The sequence below is a fragment of the Oricola cellulosilytica genome, assembly GCF_019966575.1.
GTDB lineage: Bacteria > Pseudomonadota > Alphaproteobacteria > Rhizobiales > Rhizobiaceae > Oricola > Oricola cellulosilytica.
In genome coordinates, this window is record NZ_JAINFK010000005.1 from 87,473 (window position 1) to 107,471 (window position 19,999).

The window sequence follows — 19,999 nt, forward strand, 5'->3', positions numbered from 1 at the left end:
ATGGCAAGCCGGACAGAAACCGATATCGCGAGGCTCGACGACGCGGCGCGGGCAGGCTGGCTGTATTACGTTGCTGGCAACACACAAGATGAGATTGCGAAGAAGCTCGGCGTTTCGCGCCAATCCGCCCAGCGACTGGTGTCGCTTGCAGTGAGCGAGAAGCTCATCAAGGTGCGGCTTGATCACCCGATCGCCCACTGTATGGAACTCGGCCACCGCTTGAGGGACGAATTCGGTCTCGCTCACTGCGAGATTGTGCCAAGCGATCCGGATGCTCCCTCGTCGATTGTGGGGATTGCGCAGGCGGGCGCCGCCGAGATGGAGCGGCATCTCAAGTCCAAACACCCGAAGATCATCGCCATCGGCACCGGACGGGCGCTCCGCGCATGCGTGGAACAATTGTCGCCGATGGACTGCCCCCAGCACTCGATTGTTTCCCTGCTCGGCAACATGATGTCGGACGGCCTCGCCACTGCCTACAACGTGGTCATTCGAATGGCCGAGCGCGTCAATGCGCGACACTATCCTATGCCGCTTCCGGTTCACGCACGTTCGATCGAAGAGAAGCGCATTCTCCACAATCAGGAACCTGTCCGCAACATCCTGGAGTTGATCCGGCAGGCCGACGTCACCTTTGTCGGCATCGGAAATCTGGATCTCAACGCCCCGATCTTCATTGACGGTTTCCTGAAGCGCGACGAGATCCGCGCCTTGAACGAGGCGGGCGCCGTAGGTGAGATCACGAGTTGGGTTTTCGACAGGGAGGGACACCTGATCGAAGGACTCGCCAACGATCACGTCAACAGCGCGCCGCTTGTGCCGAATTCGCCCAATCCGGTCTTCGGGATAGCCGCCGGCGAATCGAAAGTTGCGGCCATTCGAGGCGCGCTTGTCGGCAAGCTCATTAACGGGCTCATCACGAACGAGCACACGGCGGAGCTTCTGCTGAAAAAGTAGCCCTCGTGTCGCAGTCTATCTAGCGCCGTTGGGAGACAGGTGAAGACCTGCATGGCACGGTCGCTGCCGGCTCACCGCAACACGTGAACGGAACAATGCGCGTGACGGACGATCCGCGCGGCCGTCGAGCCTAGCAGGAAATCGCGAAGACCCGGCTTGTGGGATCCGATGACGATGCAGTCGGCCCCGACATCTTCTGCATATTCCGCCAGCGTCTGACCGGCATGACCTTCGAGCAGAACCGGCGTGACCCCGGGATGGTTTTTCACCCGCTCCTTCAAGATCGATTCGGTCTTGTTGCGGGCCGTCCGCAGATCGTCTTCCGAAAGGTGGAAACGGACAGAGCCCTGCAGGGGCTCGTAGATGTGGACGGCGAGGATCTCGGCTCCGTCATCGGCGAGAACGCTGGCCGCCTCGAGCGCCCGCTCCGAAATTCCATGCTCGAGCGAAAGGGCCACGATTATTTTCTTGTACATCGTCTTTTCCTTTTTGGAGGGTGCGGTTTACGGGACAGCCTGTCGCCCTCCGCCCTTGAATCTCATGGCGTTGTGCCGGGCGGCGGGCCAAGCGAGCCGCGCATGACGATCTCGACGCCGATTTCAACGCGCGGTTCGACGGGTTCGTTCGCGATCAGCCGAAGCAGCACCTGCGCCGCCGCGCTTCCCATGCGCCGGTGCGGTACATGAACTGTCGTCAGCGCAGGCTCCACGAAACTCGCGATATCGATGTCGTCGAAGCCCGTAATCGAGATGTCGCCGGGAACGCCGAGCCCGAGCGCCTTTGCCCGGCTGATCGCGCCGACCGCCAGCACGTCATTGCCGCAAATCACCGCGGTCGGACGCGGGGTTCGTCTTACGAGCCTGTCGAAAGCGGTCGCTCCGTCTTCAAACGTGTAGGGCGCCTCGATGACATCGAACGACTTCACCTCCGATATAGCGCGGCGCATGGCGGATCTAACGCCCTCGACGCGATCGGCGGCCCTGTCGTTCATCGAGGTGACGCCGGCGATCATGGCGATATCGCGGTGTCCCAGTTCGATCACCTTCGATGCTATTTCGGCCGCCGCCCTGAGGTTGTCGAAACCGATGAAATGGTCGGACGTATCGCCCAAATTCCACGCCAGCACATAGGGCGTGCCGCGCTGGCGCAGATAATCGTAGGTTGCCTGGGGGCGGGCCAAACCGATCAGCAGGAGGCCGTCGGCGCCGCGGCCGACAAGCGCCCGGACCTGTTCGGCCTCGCGTTCCGAATCGTAACCCGACCCGGCGACGAGCAGCGTCACGCCGGCTTCCGAGAGCGTTTCCTGGAAAGCCTGCAATCCGCGCGCGAAGATGGCGTTCTCCATCGTCGGAATGACAGCGCCGACTGTCTTGGTGCGCCGGGACGCCAGCGCGCGACCGCCGAAGTCCGGCGTGTAGCCGAGGTCCTTGACAGCACGCATGACCCGTTCGCGGGTGGCGGGGACCACGCGATCCGGCTCGTTCAGGCATCGCGAGACCGTGGCGGTCGAGACGCCAGCGGCCCGGGCGACATCGTTGAGCGTCGGTCGAAAGGTCTCGTTCATTGTCGGAAATCTGCCCTCTTTCGACAATCATGCCGAAAATCTGCCTTTTCACAAATGTAATCGCTTGCATCCTGTCATGTAAGCGCTTACAAAAAGTTTGTCACGTATGGGAGGAACATATGAAGCTTGGAGAAAAGCTGGCGTTCGTCGTGGCCAGCATTCTGTTCGCGATCTTCCTTACCAATGTCATCCTTGGTGCCGCGCGCTTTGGTGTGGTCCTAAGCGATGTGGGCGAAATGCTGGCGCTCTTCGGCGCCTGCATCTTTTTCGTGATCGCCGTGCTTGGGCTGGAGCGCAGGCAGCGTGAATCCGGTCGGACCATTTCCAACCAGGGAGGAGATACCTGATGACTGACAAGAACCCGCGCGAGGCGCTGAAGTCCGCCGAGCGCCGCAACTTTCTCAAGCTCACAGGGCAGGGCGCCTTTACAGCCGCGCTCGTCGCCGGCGCCGCTGGGACGCTGTGGTCGGACGAGGCTGTGGCCCAGACCGCCAAAGAAGAAAAGGAGCGCGAGGCGGCGGCAGCGCACACGATGACGATCGCGACGGCATATGTGCTTGGCGCGTCGCGCAGCTACCCCATCATGCAGCTCGACTTCAAGGAGAACATCCAGAACGCCACTAGCGGTAAGGTCTACGTCAAGCTTGCGCCGGGCGGTCAACTCGGTGCCGGTGGCGCGCTCGCCCAAAAGGTGCAGGGCGGCACGATCCAGGTGGCGCAGCATTCCCTATCGAACTTTGCTCCATTCGCGAGCGCTGTCGATCTTATCAATATGCCGTATTTCTGCGGCTCCAATCAGAGATTTACCAACCTCGTGACCTCCGGCGCCTGGAAGAGTGAGGTACACCCTAAGATCGAGGCCTCTGGTTTCAAGGCGCTGTTCTACGTTGTCATCGATCCGCGGGTCGTCGCTGTTCGCCGAGGCGGCAACAAGGTGCTCACCCCGGGTGACCTCGCGGGGGTCAAGTTCCGCGTTCCGGGGTCCAAGATGCTGCAGCAGTATTACCGGATGGTCGGCGCCAACCCGACGCCAGTCGCGTGGGGCGAAACGCCATCGGCCATCAAGCAGGGCGTCGCCGATGCGCTCGATCCGTCGGTCGGTGCGCTTTACGTGTTCGGGTTCAAGGACATTCTGAGCCATGTGACCTTCACGCAGGCCGTACCCGACAGTCAGGTCTATTCGTGCAATCTCGAATGGTTCAATTCGCTTCCCGGCGACGTGCAGGAAGGGATCGAGTTCGCAAGCGCCATCACGGCCCAGCAGAACCTCGCAAAGGTTCCGGCGGCACGCGCCTATGCGATGGCTGAACTGAGAAAGTCGGGCGTGGAATTCCATACTCTGTCGGACGACCAGCTTGCTGAATGGCAGGAGGCCGGTGGTTATCAGCGCACCGAGTGGGACGAGTTCAAGGTCGAACTGGCCGGGTCTATGGATACTTTTGCCAAGCTCGAGGAAGCGGCCGGCACAATGGGCCGCTACTACGTTCACGACGCCTGACCCACGCCGGGGCCGGCATTGGGCCGGCCCGCAATTTGGACGGATTAAACCCATCGGCCTCAGACCGGCCGGCGCCTGACCGCCCATAGCGGGGGAGGAAGCAGCCATGCCTGGAATTCTCGACGCACTGAACCGAAATGCCGAGCGCTGGGCGCTTCTGGTGTTCTACGTGATGCTGGTGGTGACCATGTTCATCGAGGTCGTTCGCCGGGAGGTGTTCGCCTACTCGTCGATTTGGGGCGAAGAGATCGTCCGCTACTCGTTCATCTACCTCGCGTGGATCGGCGCAGCCGCAGCGGTGAAGGAAAGAGGCCATATCCGGATCGACGTGCTCATGCATTATGTCGGCCCGCGCATCAAGGCTACGCTCTACATCTTTGGCGACCTTGTGATGATGGGCGTCGCCTTGGTCGCGCTCTACTGGTCGTTCGAGACGGTGATGGTCTCGGCCAAGTTCGGCTCGGTCAGCCACGGGCTCCGGGTTTCGATGGTCTGGTTCCTGGCGGCGGTGCCGATTGGATTCGCCCTCGTGATCTTCCGGCTCCTCCAGTCGCTCTTCCGCGACATAAACGATCTTCGTTTCGGCCGCCCCGCGTTCGAAGGCGACAAGCTTTTCGACTGAGGAGACAGGCATGCTCTGGAACCAACTTCAGAACCAGGGCGTCGACCTCGGCTGGGACTTCTACGGCCCCGTCCTGATTTTCGTTGCCCTCGTCGCCTTGGCCGTTCCCGTCTGGGCTGCGATCGGCGCTGCGGCGATCGCGATGCTGGTCTTCTCGCAGGCGCTGCCGCTCAGCCTGGTCGGCGAAAGCCTGTTCGACGGAATCGACGCCTTCGCGCTAACTGCGGTGCCCCTGTTCATCCTCACCGGCGACGTTCTGGTCCGGACCGGCCTGTCGCGGAAGTTCCTCGACGTGGCCGAGGCGCTGACGTGCTGGACCAAAGGCGGCTTCGGATCGGCTACGGTGCTTGTCTGCGGCATGTTCTCTGCAATCTCGGGCTCCGATGCTGCCGGCGCCGCCGCTGTGGGTAGGATGACCATCGACCGGCTGGTCGAGTCGGGCTATCCGCGGCCCTACGCCTGTGCGCTGGTCGCCGCCGGAGCCTGCACCGGCATCCTGATTCCGCCGTCGATCGCCTACATCATCATCGGACTCGTTCTCGGCATCTCGGCGTCGACCCTCTTCCTGGCAGCGCTGATTCCCGGCCTCGCAATCCTCGTCTCGATCCTCGTGACCAACCTCATCATGAACCGGATCTATGCTTGGGAGGGCGGGGGCCAGATGACGTTATCGGAATGGCTTGCCCAATTGGGTCGGGCGCTGAAATCCGGCTGGTACGCGTTCATCGTTCCGGGGATCATTTTCTACGGCATCTTCTCCGGTCGGCTGACGCCCACCGAAGCTGGTGCGACGGCCGTGGTGGTCACCATTATCATGGGGTTCATCCTCAAGACGCTGAAGCTCTCGGACTTCCCGTCTATGCTCGTCAGTTCGGCGAAGGTGAATGGGGTTATCTTGCCCATCATCGCGTTCTCGCTGCCGCTTGCCCAGGCGCTTGCGATCCTTGGTGTGCCGCAGGGCTTCGTCTACTCGGTTACCTCGATAACCGAGAACCCGGCGATCTTGATACTGCTGATGATCTTGATCTTGATCGCGGCGGGCTGCGTGATGGAGACGACACCCAATATCGTGATCCTCGCCCCGATCCTGAAGCCCCTGGCCGATAACATCGGCATGAACGAGATTCAGTTCTGCATTATGATGATCACCGCGCTCGGTGTTGGGTTCATCACGCCGCCTCTGGGCCTCAATCTCTTCGTGGTCTCCGGCCTGACCGGGGAATCGATCCTGAAAATAGCCTACCGCGCCTTTCCCTTCGTCATCTTCATGCTCTGCGTGACGCTGCTGATCGCCTACATCCCGGCGATTTCGACCACGCTCCTGCCTGACATCTACCGCTAGGAGAATTTCATGTCCCGCACCTACCTCAAGAAGGCCGAAAAGACATCGACAAGCGATGCGAGCTCCGTAACCGAGATCGTTCAGAACATTCTGAACGAGATCGAAGCGGGCGGCGAGGACGCGGCCACGCGGTTCGCTGAGAAATTCGATCGCTATACCGGGAACCTGGTCGTGACCCGCGACGAGATCGACGCCGCGTCATCTCAACTGTCGCAAAAGCTGAAGGACGACATCCGCTTCGCGCACGACAATGTACGCAAATTTGCGGAGGCGCAGAAAAAGACGCTCGGCGACGTCGAAGTCGAGATCGTTCCGGGCCTCGTTGCCGGGCAGAAGACGATTCCCTGTCAGGCGGCCGGCTGCTATGTGCCCGGCGGACGCTATAGCCATGTCGCTTCTGCGATCATGACCGTGACGACGGCCAAGGTCGCTGGATGCGATCATATCGCGGTCTGTTCGCCGCCTCGTCCGGATGTAGGCGTTAACCCGGCAATTCTCTATACCGCTGACCTTTGCGGGGCAGACGCGATCCTCGCGATGGGCGGCGTGCAAGGGGTCGCATCCATGGCTTGCGGTCTGTTCGGCTTACCCTCGGCTGACATTCTCGTCGGGCCAGGCAATCAGTTCGTTGCCGAGGCAAAACGGATACTCTTTGGCCGCGTCGGGATCGATATGTTCGCGGGACCGACTGACAGCTTGATCCTTGCGGATGCAACCGCAGACGCGGAGATCGTCGCGGCTGATCTCGTGGGGCAGGCGGAACACGGCTATAACTCCCCCGTCTGGCTCGTGACCGACAACGCCGATCTCGCAAATGCTGTGTCGCTGGCCGTACCGCGCCTGATCTCGACCCTGCCGGATCTCAACCGCGAGAACGCCGAGGCTGCATGGCGCGATTACGCCGAGGTGATCCTTTGCGGTAACCGCGAGGAAATGGCGGCCACCGCCGACGAATACGCGCCCGAGCACTTGAGCGTTCAGGCCGACGATCTCGACTGGTGGCTCGACCGCCTGCAGTGCTATGGCTCGCTGTTTCTCGGTGAACAAACCACGGTCGCGTTCGGTGACAAGGCGTCGGGCACCAACCACGTCCTGCCCACGTCGGGCGCGGCGCGGTACACCGGCGGCCTTTCGGTGCACAAATTCATGAAGATCGTCACATGGCAGCGCGCTACTGCCGACGGTGCGAGACCGGTCGCCGAGGCAACCGCCCGCATCTCCCGCCTCGAGGGAATGGAGGGCCACGCCCGTACGGCAGACATCCGTCTGCACAAATACTTCCCTGGTGAAGTCTTCGACCTGACGGCGACGGAGTAAGGATCCGATCGTGCCAACTCCCTCACTCTTCGATCTGGACGGTCGCGTCGCGTGCGTGACGGGAGCAAGCAGTGGCCTCGGGCGAGCCGCTGCAGCGATGCTCGCGGCAGCCGGTGCGAAAGTGGTCGGCGTTGCGCGCCGGCAGGATGCGCTCCACGAATGGCGGCACGAGACCCATGGTGAAACTGCCGCGTTGGCTGCCGATCTTGGTGACCGGGCCGGTCTGGATAGGATCGCGCAGAGTGTGACCGTACTTTTCGGTCCTCCGGACATCCTAATCAACGCTGCGGGAATAAACATGCGCCAGGCTGCGGACGCCGTGACACCCGACGGGTGGGATTTGACGCTGCATCTCAATTTGACCGTGCCGTTTTTTCTCGCACAGGCCTTCGCCGGCGCGATGAAGGATAAGGGGTGGGGACGGATCGTCAATTTCGCCTCCCTGCAATCGCGCCGGGCGTTTCCCGGAGGGATCGCTTACGGGGCGTCCAAAGGCGGGATAGAGCAACTGACGCGCGCCATGGCGGAGGCGTGGTCGCCGCACGGCATTAACGCCAATGCGCTCGCGCCGGGCTTCTTTCCCACTGAACTTACGGGGCCGGTATTTTCCGATCCCGACCTTGCAGATCGTAATGCGCGTCAAACCTGCATCGGACGCAATGGCGAACTCTCTGATCTCGAGGGACCCTTGCTGTTCCTGTGTTCGAAGGCGTCGGATTACGTCACTGGCCAGGTGTTGTTTGTCGACGGGGGGTTCACGGCCAAATGAAAGCACTCGTCTACACAGGGCCGGAGCAACTCGAATATCGCGACGAACCCGAGGCGTCTCCGGGCGATGGGGAAGTGATGGTGCAGGTCGATGCGGTTGGAATCTGTGGGTCCGACATGCATGCCTATCTCGGGCATGACGATCGCCGTCCGGCGCCTCTGATCCTCGGGCACGAAGCAGCGGGTGTCGTCGTCTCCGGTCCCGATACGGGGCGGCGCGTCACGATCAATCCGTTGGTGACCTGCGGCCAATGTCAGGCGTGCCGGTCGCGGCGCAACAACCTCTGCCCCGATCGCCAGATCATTTCCATGCCACCGCGCCCGGGGGCATTCGCGCAGTTTGTCTCGATGCCCGCTCAAAATCTGGTGACCGTTCCGGACGGTTATTCGTTGGAAACCGCGTCCATGGCGGAGCCGCTGGCATGCGGCTGGCATGCGGTGCGCATGGCGGAATCGGCGTCGGTTATCCCCCTGGCGGAAGCGAAATGCCAGGTGATCGGAGGCGGAGCGATCGGGCTCGGCGCAGCCTTGGCGCTTGTTGCGATGGGTGCAACCGATGTCGCCATCGGCGAGACCAACACGCTCAGGCATCCTGCACTCGAAAACGCGGGGCCCGTCAAGATCTACAATCCACGGAGCGAAGCGGCGGTCGGCGATGGCGAAGCGGATATCGTCATCGACGGCGTCGGTTTCGCCGCGACCCGCGAGGCAGCTTGCCGGTTGGTTCGCGGGGGAGGCGTCATCGTCCATATCGGGCTCGGCGAAAGCACGGGCGGCCTGGATATCCGGCGGGTGACTCTGCAGGAAGTCACATTCATCGGTACTTACACCTACACGCCGGACGATTTCCGCGAAACGACCGACGCCATGTTCGACGGTCTTCTCGGAAAACTGGATTGGGCCGAGACGCGTGCCCTTGCCGACGGCGTGGGCGCTTTCGCCGACATCCGCAGCGGACGCGCCGCGGCGCCGAAAATCATTCTGAAACCCTAATCGAAAAGGAAGAAAAATGGCTGAAATACCGCAGCTGCTGGTTCACGACCACGACGATAATGTCGGCGTCGTGGTCATCGAAGACCTGAAGGCGGGTACGGACATGCTGGTTTGCGTCACCCATGACAATTCCACCTTCCGCCTGACGTCCAACATGGATGTGCCCATCGGCCACAAGGTCGCCCTGAAAGATCTGAAAACCGGTGATACGGCCATGAAGTATGGCGAGGATATCGGCAAGATCATCGCAGATATCAAAAAGGGTGATCACGTTCACACCCACAACTGCAAAACGAAACGCTGGTAAGGAAACTCGACCATGACATCCGATCCATCAACCCGGACCATCAACGCCTGGCGCCGTGAAAACGGCCGCGTCGGCGTCCGCAATCATGTCCTGATCCTTCCGGTAGACGACATCTCCAACGCCGCCTGTGAGGCGGTGGCCAACAACGTGAAGGGCACGATGGCGATCCCTCACGCTTATGGCCGTCTGCAATTCGGCGAAGACCTTGAATTGCATTTCCGCACCATCATCGGCATCGGCGCCAACCCGAACGTCGCCGCGGTCGTCGTGATCGGCATCGAGCCGGAATGGACGAAGGTCATCGTCGACGGAATCGCGAAAACCGGAAAGCCGGTCGAGGGTTTCTCGATTGAGCAGAAGGGCGACTTCGAGACCATTCGCCAGGCGGGCTGGACAGCCAAGGAATACGTGCATTGGGCCACCGAGTTGCAGAAAGAGGAATGTGGCCTCACCGAGCTGTGGGTCTCGACCAAATGCGGTGAAAGCGACACCACCACCGGCCTGTCATCCTGCCCGACCGTCGGCAACATGTATGACAAGCTGCTGCCGCACGGCCTCTACGGATGTTTCGGCGAAACCTCGGAGATAACCGGCGCCGAGCACATCTGCGAGAAACGCGCCGCCAATCCGGAAGCGGCCGAAAAGTTCATGAAGATATGGAAGGCTTATTCCGAGGACGTGATCTTCGCGCACCAGACCGACGATCTGTCGGACAGCCAGCCGACCAAGGGTAATATTTTGGGTGGGCTGACAACGATCGAGGAAAAGGCACTCGGTAACTTGGAGAAAATCGGCCGGACCTCGCAATACATCGACGCCATCGGCCCAGCGGAAACGCCGTCCAAGGGTCCCGGCCTGTACTTCATGGACAGTTCGTCGGCAGCGGCGGAATGCGTCACCCTGATGGCGGCGGGTGGCTACGTCGTCCATACATTCCCGACCGGACAGGGCAACGTTGTCGGCAATCCGATCGTTCCGGTGATCAAGATTTCCGGCAACCCCCGCACGTTGCGAACCATGTCGGAACATATCGACGTAGATGTGACCGGTGTCCTGACCCGCGAGATGACGATAGACCAGGCCGGCAACGCGCTGATCGAGATGATCGCTCGCACCGCCAACGGTCGCTTCACCGCAGCAGAGGCCCTCGGTCACCGCGAATTTTCGATGACAAAACTATACCGGAGCGCCTGATCGAGGGCTCTACCCGCCGCCCGGCATCCCTCGCCGGGCGGTCTCGCCTTACCGGAAACTTGATGCCAAATCTCTCCGTAAAATCAATCGGTTCACGCATGTCCGAGCTGTTTCCCGGGCTGTTGCTGGCGTTGACGGTGGCCACTGCAGCCAAGTTCCTGTCCGAGCATTACGGCGCGCCGGTCATGCTTTTCGCGCTGCTGATCGGAATGGCTTTCAATTTTCTCGCGCTGGATTCGCGTACGAAGCCGGGCATTGATTTCGCATCCAGAACGCTCTTGCGCACAGGTATCGTGCTTTTGGGTACGCGCATCACTTTCGGTGACATCGCCTCCATCGGCCTGACCAGCTTTCTTACCGTGATCGCCCTGATCGGGCTGACGATCGGCAGTGGTTTCGTTTGCGCCCGATTGTTCAATCGCGGCTGGCGTTTCGCGTTGCTGACAGGCGGTTCGGTGGCCATCTGCGGTGCCTCGGCCGCGTTGGCGATAGCATCGGTCATTCCCCACAATGACAAGACCGAACGAAATCTGCTGTTCACGGTGGTTTCCGTCACCACGCTCTCTACGATTGCGATGATCTTCTATCCGATCATTTTCCAGTTGATCGGACTTTCCGACAGCCAGAACGGCTTCCTTATTGGCGCGACCATTCACGATGTCGCCCAGGTCGTCGGCGCCGGTTATTCCATTTCGACGAAGGCGGGGGATGTGGCGACGATCGTCAAGCTGTTGCGCGTTTCCATGCTCCCGGTCGTGCTGATCGCCATCGTTTTCACCATGGCGAGCGCGCAGGGCAGCGGAAGCAAGGTGCGCTTGCCCCTGTTTGTGATCGGGTTCGCCGCGTTGACGGCAGCCAACAGTGTCGGCCTCTTTCCGGGGCCGGTTGCCGCCGGCGCGGTCAGCCTCTCGTCCTGGCTGCTGGTGGTCGCGATATCGGCGCTCGGCGTGAAGACCAACATGAAGGCAATGCTGGAATTGGGCTGGCGACATGTTGCAGTGGTGGTCGTTGAAACTCTTCTTCTTCTTGCGCTAGCCTTCGCCGCGCTCAAGACCGGCCTCCTACTTTGATCGAATTCGCGCTTCGGTCTGCCGGAATCTTCAAATCTCCTCGCCAGAGCATCGCGATACTTCTGCACGCGGGCACATGACGGCGGGACATCGACGCTGCAGGGACTCGTGACTTGTTCACGCTGCGCTGAGGCAATCGAGTTCTTGCGCGAAGAGTGCAGGCTCGGCGGCCGGGGCTCTGCTGGCCGCGGATGCGGGGTTGAAACGGCGTCCTTACTGGCCGAGCGACGGCATTCGAGGGTTATCTCCGCTGCGTACGGACCGAAGACAGCAGGGCTGTGTAGGCTCGTGACAAATATAGTTAAGAAATGGTTAATATTGTGATAGGGAAACGATGAGGTGGATTTGCAAGCACCAAGTATATTTATTAAATATCAATGACTTATTGTAATGAAAATCAAATCTCTGTGGCGGAGAGGGTGGGATTCGAACCCACGGTACGGTCGCCCGCACGCCGGTTTTCAAGACCGGTGCCTTAAACCGCTCGGCCACCTCTCCGGAAGCGCCTCTCTTGACATAAAATTCTCGCGACGCGCAACCAATTTCCAGTTTTTCGTGTGCCACACAGAAACCGGCAAAAGAGGGGTACGTTTTCCTAATAGGACGTTCTGACATGTTATCCATTCATAAGGTCAGAAATTTTCAATCTGGTACAAAGGCATGGCAAGCTGCTTCAAGCTCGAACCGACAAGTGAAAGGACCTTGAAATGAAGTCGCGATGAAGGACACCAAGGGACAGCACGGATCGAATGTTGATCCGCGTGCGATGAGGCGGCGCGATTAACACAAACCTAACAGATTGCGGGCAAGTTCGAACGGCGGTCCCAAGAACGGGATTAGCCTCGAGCGGGATTATGTGTAACTCGTCTTCCGTCATGTCCATCGTCACAAGCAAAACCAGTCCTTCAACCATGGTACTCTGTGCCATCGCACTTCTTGTCGCAGGTTGCTCCGCGTCGACACCGAAGGTGGGTTTGAAGTCCCCCAAAGGTATCTATGCCGCAAACGGGGCCACCGCAGGGCCTGAGTATTTTTCGGCCGCGACTTACGGTGTCGCGGCCAGCCCGCGTGTCGCGACAGGGAAACGGCTGCCGCGCGGAGGCGGACGCGACCAGATCGGCAAGCCTTATACAGTGCGCGGTAAGACCTACCGTCCGACCGCCACGCCGAAGGAACAGGAAATCGGCAAGGCGTCATGGTACGGCGCCGCATTTCACGGCCGATTGACTGCGAACGGCGAAGTCTACGACATGGATCACTTGACGGCCGCGCACAAGACGATGCCGCTACCAAGTTATGCGCGGGTCACGAATATGGACAATGGCCGGTCGGTTATCGTTCGCGTAAACGATCGCGGCCCCTTCGCCGATGACCGGATTATCGATCTTTCGAAACGCGCCGCCGAGATTCTCGATTACACCAGCCGCGGCACCGCCCGGGTGAAGGTCGAATATGCGGGGCGTGCGCCTCTCCACGGCCGCGACGACGCCTTTCTTCTTGCCTCGATTCGGGGGGGCGACGGTGGACCAGCCTCGGACCGGTTTGGCGACCCTGCTTCCGATGTCCTGGTGGCCATGAGCGGGCCTTCGCCGAATCTGCGGCCCGCACCTCCGCAACCATTGCACCCATTGGGCGCCAACGCATTGACGACCGGCGGACCGGTGATGGCAAATGCAACGAACAAAAATGCATTCGTCGCGCCCGCGAACATTCCTGTTCCGGACAACCGCCCTTCGGTCTCTCTGGCCGGCGTCGCCATATCTGCCTATGCTGACATGCGGGTTGCGAGATCGTTTCGGTTCCTCGAGCCCGTCACGGCATCTACCGGTTGGAAGACCCGCTAATTTTCACGGCAGTGATACCGGATTTACGACCTGTTCGTTGCCTCGGCGTCCAAAAGTTTTATATCCGTGATGCATGAAAATTAGGTGGTGGAGCCGATGACGACGCGTATTCTTGCACAGATAGTATTGCCCGCTCTGTTCGGCTTGGTGAGTCTGCTCGCCGCATCTGGTCAGTCAAATGCGCAACTGTTTGAAACGCGAGCGCAACAGGCGGTACTGCTAGACGCCAACACAGGAACAGTTCTGTATACGAAGAACGCTGACGACACCGTCCCGCCCGCGTCACTCGCAAAAATGATGACAATGGAGGTTGTGTTCAACGCGCTCAAGAGCGGTCGCCTCAACATGGATGACGAGTTTCTGGTAAGCGAGTACGCGTGGCGGACCGGCGGAGCGGTTTCCGGCGGCTCGACCATGTTTGCCGAATTGAACTCCTCGATACGGCTGGAGGATTTGATCAAGGGCGTCATTGTCCAATCAGCAAATGACGGTTGCATAATCATCGCCGAAGGGATGGCCGGGTCGGAGGATAACTTTGCACGCCTCATGACAGAACGAGCGCGCAACATTGGTTTGGAAAAATCGGTGTTCAAGAATTCAACGGGCCTGCCGGCCGAGGGCCAGGTCGTGACGATGCGGGAACTTGCCAAGCTCGCGAACTACCTTCAGCGCGAATACCCCGATCTGTATAAGCTCTATTCTTTGCGAGAATTCACCTGGAACAAGATCACTCAGCGAAACCGCAATCCGCTATTGGCCATGGGGATTGGCGCGGATGGGGTAAAGACGGGCTTTACAGAGGAATCAGGCTACGCGATTGTCGGCTCGGTCAAGCGCGATGGAAGGCGGCTGATAGCTGCTTTGAGTGGTATGACGGATGAACGCACACGAGCCGAAGAAGCGCGCAAGATTCTCGACTGGGGCGTCCGAGCATTTGAGTCCTACGAATTGTTCAAGAAGGATGAGCTGATCGGCAATGTTCGCCTCTATGGCGGCGAAATGCTTACGGTTCCCGTAACGGTGAGGGAAGATCTCGAGATTCTGCTGCCGATCACGGAGCGGGACCGAATGAAAGCGCGTGTCGTGTATCAGGGGCCCGTGAAGGCGCCTGTACGCGCGGGCGATCAGATTGCGGCCCTCAAAATATGGATCGGGGACGATCTATCGCAAGAAACCCCGCTTTATGCAGCAGAAAGTGTGGGCAAGGGGCCAATTCACCGCCAGGCGCTGGACGCGATGTCGGAGCTGGTTCTTGGTTGGTTCTAGCGCGCGACCGGAAACTGGAAGGTCGTCTGGGTTCTTCATCACTTTCGAGGGCGGCGACGGCTCCGGCAAGTCGACACAGATTCGACGGCTCGCCAGAAGGATTCGAAAGTCAGGCCTCGAGGTGACCGTTTCACGGGAGCCGGGTGGTACTCCTGGCGCTGAAGCCGTGCGGCACGTTGTTCTGGATACCGGTGCGGCAGAGCCATTCGGTCCGTATCTCGAGGCCATTCTTTTCGCTTCGGCACGCAATGATCACGTAGAGCAACTGATCCGCCCGGCACTCAAACAGGGGAGGGTGGTGTTGGTCGACCGCTTCATGGATTCAACGCGGGTTTATCAGGGTGCAGGGGAGAACCTCGATCCGGATTTCGTGGAAACCCTGGAGCGGGTTGCCGTTGCCGGCCTTGTGCCGGATCTCACCCTGATTCTCGATCTCGATCCGGAAGAGGGCTTGAAGCGTGCCCACGCACGGCGCGACGAAACGGTTCCCGCCGACAGGTTCGAGAAGGAGGATGTCGCCGCGCATCTTGCTCGCCGTCAGGCGTTCCTCGCGATAGCGGCTGCCGAACCGGAACGATGCAGGGTGATAGACGCCTCAGGCGACGCCGAGCGGGTTGAAAAGCGGATTTGGGACACGGTTCGTTGGGTCATGGAAGAGCGCGCAATGCCAACGCAGAAACCCGCGAGAAATGGCGACAGATCCCCGTCAGAGGTACCCTCGGCCCACGATCGCCTGCTGGGATTCCGGGAGTAGGGATATGAGTGACCTCGAAGCGCCTGAAACGCATGACTCTCTTGAAGGGATCACCCCGCCGGTGATGACGCTTCGCGTGGAGGGGCACCTCGAGGAGCGGAAATTCCTGGCCAATGCGGTGCGTGAGAAACAACTCCACCACGGCCTGATTTTCGAAGGCGAACGCGGCGTCGGCAAGGCGACGATCGCGTTTCATCTCGCCAATCTACTCTTGACCGGGGATGGCGGTTCGGTGGGTCACGATCTTCCCTCACCCGACGTCAACGCGTCGGGCTTCCGGCAGATCGTCCAAGGGTCACACCCAGGTTTGCTCTATCTTTCGCGTCCGCGGAACGAGCAGAAGACGGGGTACAAATCAGCGATTACGATCGACGAAATACGCCGCGTGCAGCGTTTCTTCTCAATGACTGCCGCCCAGAACGATGCGTATCGGGTGGTCGTCATCGATCCAGTAAATGATCTGAACCGCAACGCGGCAAACGCACTGTTGAAATTGCTGGAGGAACCGCCGGCGCGCGCCGTTTTCATTCTGATTGCGCACGGCACGGGCGGTTTGCTGCCGACAATCCGCTCGCGTTGCCAGATATTGAAGTTTGCTCCGTTATCGGACGTCGATGTCGGCACGATCGTCAGGAGACAGTTGGGCAATGTTGAGAACGCTCAGGCGGACCGCACTGCAGCTCTCGGCGGCGGCAGCGCGAGACGCGCTCTTGTGTTCGCGCGTTTCGGCGGGCTGGAACTCATGGAGGCATTAAGGACATATCTGGACACTCCGCTCCCCGATCCCCGCAAAGGGCATAAGCTTGCAGAAATAGCTGCAACGCGTGGGAGCGATATCCATCGCGACATTCTCCGAGAACTCTTGCTTGAGCGACTTCATGCCGAGGCAATGAGCGCGGCTCGACGCGGCAACTTGCCTGCGGCGGAAGCGGTCGCCGGCGCGGACATCGCTTTTCAGGAACGCATGCGTCTTGCCGATGCCTTCAATCTTGACCGCAAGCAGGAATTTCTGACCCTTCTGTCCGATATCCACGATATCCTCCGCAGTGCACGCGCCGCATGATTTTTGTCCGGTGCGGCTTTTCTTTGCGGCGCGAAATCGGATAGAGCAGGGCACCGCTCGAACCACTTCAAACGAGACTTCATGTCCGCGAAAGAACGCTTCTATATCACGACGCCGATTTTTTATCCCAACGGCGTTCCGCATATCGGGCACGCCTACACGGCGATAGCAACCGACGTGCTCGCCCGCTTTGCGCGCCATGACGGCAAGGACGTGCTTTTCCTGACCGGAACTGACGAACATGGCCAGAAAATGCAGCAGACAGCGGAGAAGGAAGGCATCAAGCCGATCGAACTTGCCGACCGCAACGCGGCGGTCTTTCAGTGCATGGTTGAGGCGCTGGGCTGCTCAAACGACGATTTCATCCGCACCACGGAAGAGCGCCACAAGCGGTCCGTCCAGGAACTCTGGCGGCGCATGGAGGCGAACGGCGACATCTATCTGGGCAAGTATGGCGGCTGGTACTCGGTGCGCCAGGAAGCATATTTCGACGAGAGCGAAACGACAGTCGGTGAAGACGGGGTGCGCCGTGAGCCGCTCGGCTCCGAGGTCGAATGGGTGGAGGAGGAGAGCTACTATTTCCGCCTCTCCGCCTATGGCGACAGGCTACTCGAACTCTACGACAAGAACCCGGATTTCGTGTTGCCCGCCGAACGGCGCAACGAGGTAGCGAGTTTCGTCAAGAGCGGTCTGAAGGATCTGTCGATCTCACGCACGACCTTCGACTGGGGCATCCCCGTTCCCGGAAACGACGCGCATGTGATGTATGTCTGGGTCGATGCGCTCACGAACTACATCACCGCCGCAGGTTTTCCTGACGAGAACGCGGAGCGGTGGGCCTACTGGCCGGCCACGCACATCATCGGCAAGGACATCGTGCGCTTCCACGCCGTCTACTGGCCGGCCTTCCTGATGAGCGCCGGGGTCGAACTGCCGAAACGCGTCTTCGCGCACGGCTTCCTGTTCAACAAGGGCGAGAAGATGTCGAAGTCGGTCGGAAACGTGGTCGACCCGTTTGCGCTTATCGACGCCTACGGCCTCGATCCGGTGCGCTACTTCTTCATGCGCGAGGTGCCGTTCGGCAATGACGGCTCTTACAGCCACGAGGCGATCGTTAACCGCATCAACGCCGATCTTGCCAACGGTCTTGGCAATCTTGCCCAGCGCTCGCTGTCGATGATCGCCAAGCACTGCGACGGTAAGGTGCCCGACAATTCGCGCCTGACGGAGGACGACCGCGCACTGTTCGGGAAGACCGAGGGGATTCTGAAAGACGCGCGCGACGCGATGGGGAGGCAGGCGATCCACCGGGCGCTCGAATCGATCTTCACGCTCGTCGCCGACGCCGACCGTTACATCGACGCTCAGGCGCCTTGGGCGCTACGAAAGACCGACCCCGAGCGCATGGCGACAGTGCTCTACACTGTCGCCGAGACGGTCCGCCGTATCGCGATCATGGTGCAGCCGTTCATGCCGGCCTCCGGCGAACGATTGCTCAATCTTCTTGCGGTAGGCGAGGGTGCCCGGGATTTCGCAAGCATTGACCGGATGCTTGTTTCGGGTACCGAGCTACCGGCGCCCGTCGGCGTATTCCCGCGATATGTCGAGAAAACTGACGCGGCATGAATTCGATGCCGGTACTGATCGACAGCCACTGTCACCTCGACTTCCCCGATTTTGAGGAAGAGCGCGATCAGATCGTGCAGCGTGCGCGCGCGGCAGGGCTCGTGCGGATGGTCACGATTTCGACGAAAGTGCAGGAATTTTCACGCATTCAAAAAATTACGGCTGCCTATGACGATGTTTATTGTTCCATCGGAACTCATCCGCACCACGCCGATAAGGAACTCGACGTCAGCGCCGATGATCTGGTCCGAATAGCTGAAGGCAAGAAGGTTGTGGCGATCGGTGAAGCCGGTCTCGATTATTTCTACGATAATGCGCCACGCGAGGCACAGGCAGAAGGGTTCCGCCGCCATATCGATGCCGCTCGTCGAACAGGGCTGCCACTCATAATCCACGCACGCGACGCAGATGAAGATGTTGCTGGCATATTGAGGGAGGAAGTCGAAGGAAAGGGGACGTTCCCCTTTGTCCTGCACTGCTTCTCCTCAGGACGGGCACTCGCGGAAGTCGGGATTGCGCTCGGTGGGTACGTATCCTTTTCCGGAATCCTGACTTTCAAGAAGTCTGAGAAACTTCGCGCAATTGCACGCGATCTACCGTCGGAACGTATTCTTGTGGAAACCGACGCTCCTTATCTCGCGCCGCAGCCGTACCGCGGAAAAAGGAACGAACCGGCCATGGTCGAACACACCGCCGCGACCCTAGCTGACGTGAGAGGGGTCGATCTCAGGGAGATCGCCCAGATGACGACCGAGAATTTTTATAGTCTGTTCTCCAAGGTGCCACGCCACGATGCCTGAAAGCTCATCGGCAATGATGAGATATACCGTGCTGGGATGCGGTTCATCGCCGGGAACACCACGCCTGAATGGTGATTGGGGAAACTGTGATCCTACCAATCCGAAAAACCAGAGGTCGCGCGCCTCGCTTCTGATCGAGCGCGTTCGTCCGGGGGGAGAAAGAACTTGCGTGGTCGTCGACACTGGTCCGGATTTCCGCCAGCAGATGCTATCCGCGAAGGTTAGGCAGTTGGATGGCGTCGTCTACACCCACGCCCACGCAGACCACATCCACGGTATCGACGATCTCCGGACGTTCGTCTTATGGCAGAAGCGGCTCATGGATATCTGGGCGGATGTGCCCACTCACGACCGCCTCGTGGAAGGGTTCGGGTACTGCTTCGAGACACCGCCGGGCAGTTCATATCCACCGATACTTCGTACCAACTTGATCAGCCACGACACCCCAATCGAGGTCCCTGGACCTGCAGGACCGGTCCGGTTCGAGCCGCTCGTCCAAATTCACGGCTCGATCCTCTCGCTCGGCTTCAGAATTGGCGATTTTGCGTACTGCTCGGATGTCAGCGAATTTCCCCAATCGACGCTCGAACGAATGCACGGGCTGGATATTTTAATCGTGGATGCGCTCCAGTACCGTCGGCACCCAAGCCATCTGTCGCTTGAGGAAACTTTGGAAATCATTGCGACGTTGAGACCCAAACGCTCATTTCTGACGCACATGCACATACCGCTCGACTACGAAACCGTGATGCGTGAGACGCCCGAAAACGTGGAACCGTGCTACGACGGGCTGGTTCTAGAGCTTCCGGATACATTCCCGGGATGACGGAGATTGTTCCGAGGCCCGGTTCGCTCATAGCGCGCGCGACCAAGCATGCATGCAATTCCAGATGCAGACACCGGCGCGCTCGCGCCGCTGTCGGATTTAGGCGCACATGAGCCGATATCGTATAGATCTTAAAGACTTGCGGGCGGCGCGTCGCATCCACCTGCACACGTTATCCAGTTCCATAA

20 protein-coding genes and 1 tRNA gene are annotated in these 19,999 nt (G+C 59.9%); 18 read left to right on the forward strand and 3 right to left on the reverse strand.

The annotated features are described in order from the left end of the window. A complete protein-coding gene (locus LC298_RS12775; RefSeq protein WP_131570118.1) occupies positions 1-957 on the forward strand; it encodes a sugar-binding transcriptional regulator in 957 nt (318 codons plus the stop codon). 71 nt (positions 958-1,028) lie between these two features. Here LC298_RS12775 and LC298_RS12780 read toward each other — a convergent pair whose 3' ends face one another. Both LC298_RS12780 and LC298_RS12785 read right to left on the reverse strand, forming a co-directional pair. Further along, entirely contained in the window at positions 1,029-1,433 is a 405-nt protein-coding gene (locus LC298_RS12780) for a universal stress protein (RefSeq protein ID WP_131570116.1), read from the reverse strand. A 62-nt stretch (positions 1,434-1,495) separates the two neighbouring features. After that, positions 1,496-2,521 carry a LacI family DNA-binding transcriptional regulator gene (locus tag LC298_RS12785; protein WP_131570114.1) on the reverse strand — a complete coding sequence of 342 codons (1,026 nt, stop codon included), beginning with the start codon at positions 2,519-2,521 and terminating at the stop codon, positions 1,496-1,498. A 119-nt stretch (positions 2,522-2,640) separates the two neighbouring features. Between LC298_RS12785 and LC298_RS12790 the strand changes: the two genes are divergently transcribed. The 10 genes from LC298_RS12790 (at position 2,641) to LC298_RS12835 (ending at position 11,632) form a co-directional block, all read left to right on the forward strand. Continuing rightward, on the forward strand, positions 2,641-2,868 hold the full coding sequence (locus tag LC298_RS12790) for a hypothetical protein (protein WP_131570112.1): 228 nt from the start codon (positions 2,641-2,643) through the stop codon (positions 2,866-2,868). Continuing rightward, positions 2,868-4,019, forward strand: a complete 1,152-nt coding sequence (locus LC298_RS12795) for a TRAP transporter substrate-binding protein (RefSeq protein WP_131570110.1) — start codon at positions 2,868-2,870, stop codon at positions 4,017-4,019. The genes LC298_RS12790 and LC298_RS12795 overlap by 1 nt, the downstream gene beginning before the upstream one ends. 106 nt (positions 4,020-4,125) lie before the next feature. After that, the gene (locus tag LC298_RS12800) at positions 4,126-4,641 is read left to right on the forward strand and encodes a TRAP transporter small permease (protein WP_131570108.1); all 516 of its coding nucleotides are present in this window, start codon (positions 4,126-4,128) and stop codon (positions 4,639-4,641) included. 10 nt (positions 4,642-4,651) lie between these two features. Beyond that, positions 4,652-5,983, forward strand: a complete 1,332-nt coding sequence (locus LC298_RS12805) for a TRAP transporter large permease (RefSeq protein ID WP_131570106.1) — start codon at positions 4,652-4,654, stop codon at positions 5,981-5,983. 9 nt (positions 5,984-5,992) lie between these two features. Further along, positions 5,993-7,300: a histidinol dehydrogenase gene (gene hisD / locus LC298_RS12810; RefSeq protein WP_131570104.1), complete on the forward strand. Its 1,308-nt coding sequence runs from the start codon at positions 5,993-5,995 to the stop codon at positions 7,298-7,300. Between the two features lie 10 nt (positions 7,301-7,310). Further along, positions 7,311-8,069, forward strand: coding sequence for an SDR family NAD(P)-dependent oxidoreductase (locus LC298_RS12815; RefSeq protein WP_131570102.1), 759 nt, complete (start codon positions 7,311-7,313; stop codon positions 8,067-8,069). Then, positions 8,066-9,061: an alcohol dehydrogenase catalytic domain-containing protein gene (locus LC298_RS12820; protein WP_131570100.1), complete on the forward strand. Its 996-nt coding sequence runs from the start codon at positions 8,066-8,068 to the stop codon at positions 9,059-9,061. Before LC298_RS12815 ends, LC298_RS12820 begins: the two co-directional genes overlap by 4 nt. Before the next feature lie 16 nt (positions 9,062-9,077). Beyond that, positions 9,078-9,368 (forward strand): UxaA family hydrolase, encoded by a 291-nt coding sequence (locus tag LC298_RS12825; protein ID WP_131570098.1) that lies wholly within the window; start codon positions 9,078-9,080, stop codon positions 9,366-9,368. Positions 9,369-9,380: 12 nt separating this feature from the next. Beyond that, positions 9,381-10,562, forward strand: a complete 1,182-nt coding sequence (locus tag LC298_RS12830) for a UxaA family hydrolase (RefSeq protein ID WP_131570096.1) — start codon at positions 9,381-9,383, stop codon at positions 10,560-10,562. 62 nt (positions 10,563-10,624) lie between these two features. Then, positions 10,625-11,632 carry a YeiH family protein gene (locus LC298_RS12835; protein WP_131570094.1) on the forward strand — a complete coding sequence of 336 codons (1,008 nt, stop codon included), beginning with the start codon at positions 10,625-10,627 and terminating at the stop codon, positions 11,630-11,632. A gap of 408 nt (positions 11,633-12,040) precedes the next feature. Here the strand turns inward: LC298_RS12835 and LC298_RS12840 are convergent. Continuing rightward, positions 12,041-12,130 (reverse strand) — tRNA-Ser (locus LC298_RS12840). Between the two features lie 476 nt (positions 12,131-12,606). Between LC298_RS12840 and LC298_RS18130 the strand changes: the two genes are divergently transcribed. The 7 genes from LC298_RS18130 to LC298_RS12875 all read left to right on the forward strand — a co-directional run bounded on the left by LC298_RS18130 (position 12,607) and on the right by LC298_RS12875 (position 19,811). Then, positions 12,607-13,476, forward strand: a complete 870-nt coding sequence (locus LC298_RS18130; RefSeq protein ID WP_280176624.1) for a septal ring lytic transglycosylase RlpA family protein — start codon at positions 12,607-12,609, stop codon at positions 13,474-13,476. Positions 13,477-13,572: 96 nt separating this feature from the next. Next, complete coding sequence (locus tag LC298_RS12850) at positions 13,573-14,742, forward strand: D-alanyl-D-alanine carboxypeptidase family protein (RefSeq protein ID WP_131570090.1); 1,170 nt, start codon at positions 13,573-13,575, stop codon at positions 14,740-14,742. Beyond that, positions 14,729-15,496 (forward strand): dTMP kinase, encoded by a 768-nt coding sequence (gene tmk / locus LC298_RS12855; protein ID WP_223385659.1) that lies wholly within the window; start codon positions 14,729-14,731, stop codon positions 15,494-15,496. Before LC298_RS12850 ends, tmk begins: the two co-directional genes overlap by 14 nt. A 4-nt stretch (positions 15,497-15,500) precedes the next feature. Next, the gene (locus LC298_RS12860) at positions 15,501-16,559 is read left to right on the forward strand and encodes a DNA polymerase III subunit delta' (RefSeq protein WP_158284787.1); all 1,059 of its coding nucleotides are present in this window, start codon (positions 15,501-15,503) and stop codon (positions 16,557-16,559) included. Positions 16,560-16,640: 81 nt separating this feature from the next. Further along, positions 16,641-18,185: a methionine--tRNA ligase gene (gene metG / locus LC298_RS12865; protein ID WP_131570084.1), complete on the forward strand. Its 1,545-nt coding sequence runs from the start codon at positions 16,641-16,643 to the stop codon at positions 18,183-18,185. A 5-nt stretch (positions 18,186-18,190) separates the two neighbouring features. Then, entirely contained in the window at positions 18,191-18,985 is a 795-nt protein-coding gene (locus LC298_RS12870; protein WP_131570082.1) for a TatD family hydrolase, read from the forward strand. Further along, entirely contained in the window at positions 18,978-19,811 is an 834-nt protein-coding gene (locus LC298_RS12875; protein ID WP_131570080.1) for an MBL fold metallo-hydrolase, read from the forward strand. The genes LC298_RS12870 and LC298_RS12875 overlap by 8 nt, the downstream gene beginning before the upstream one ends. The last annotated feature ends 188 nt before the right edge of the window (positions 19,812-19,999 follow it).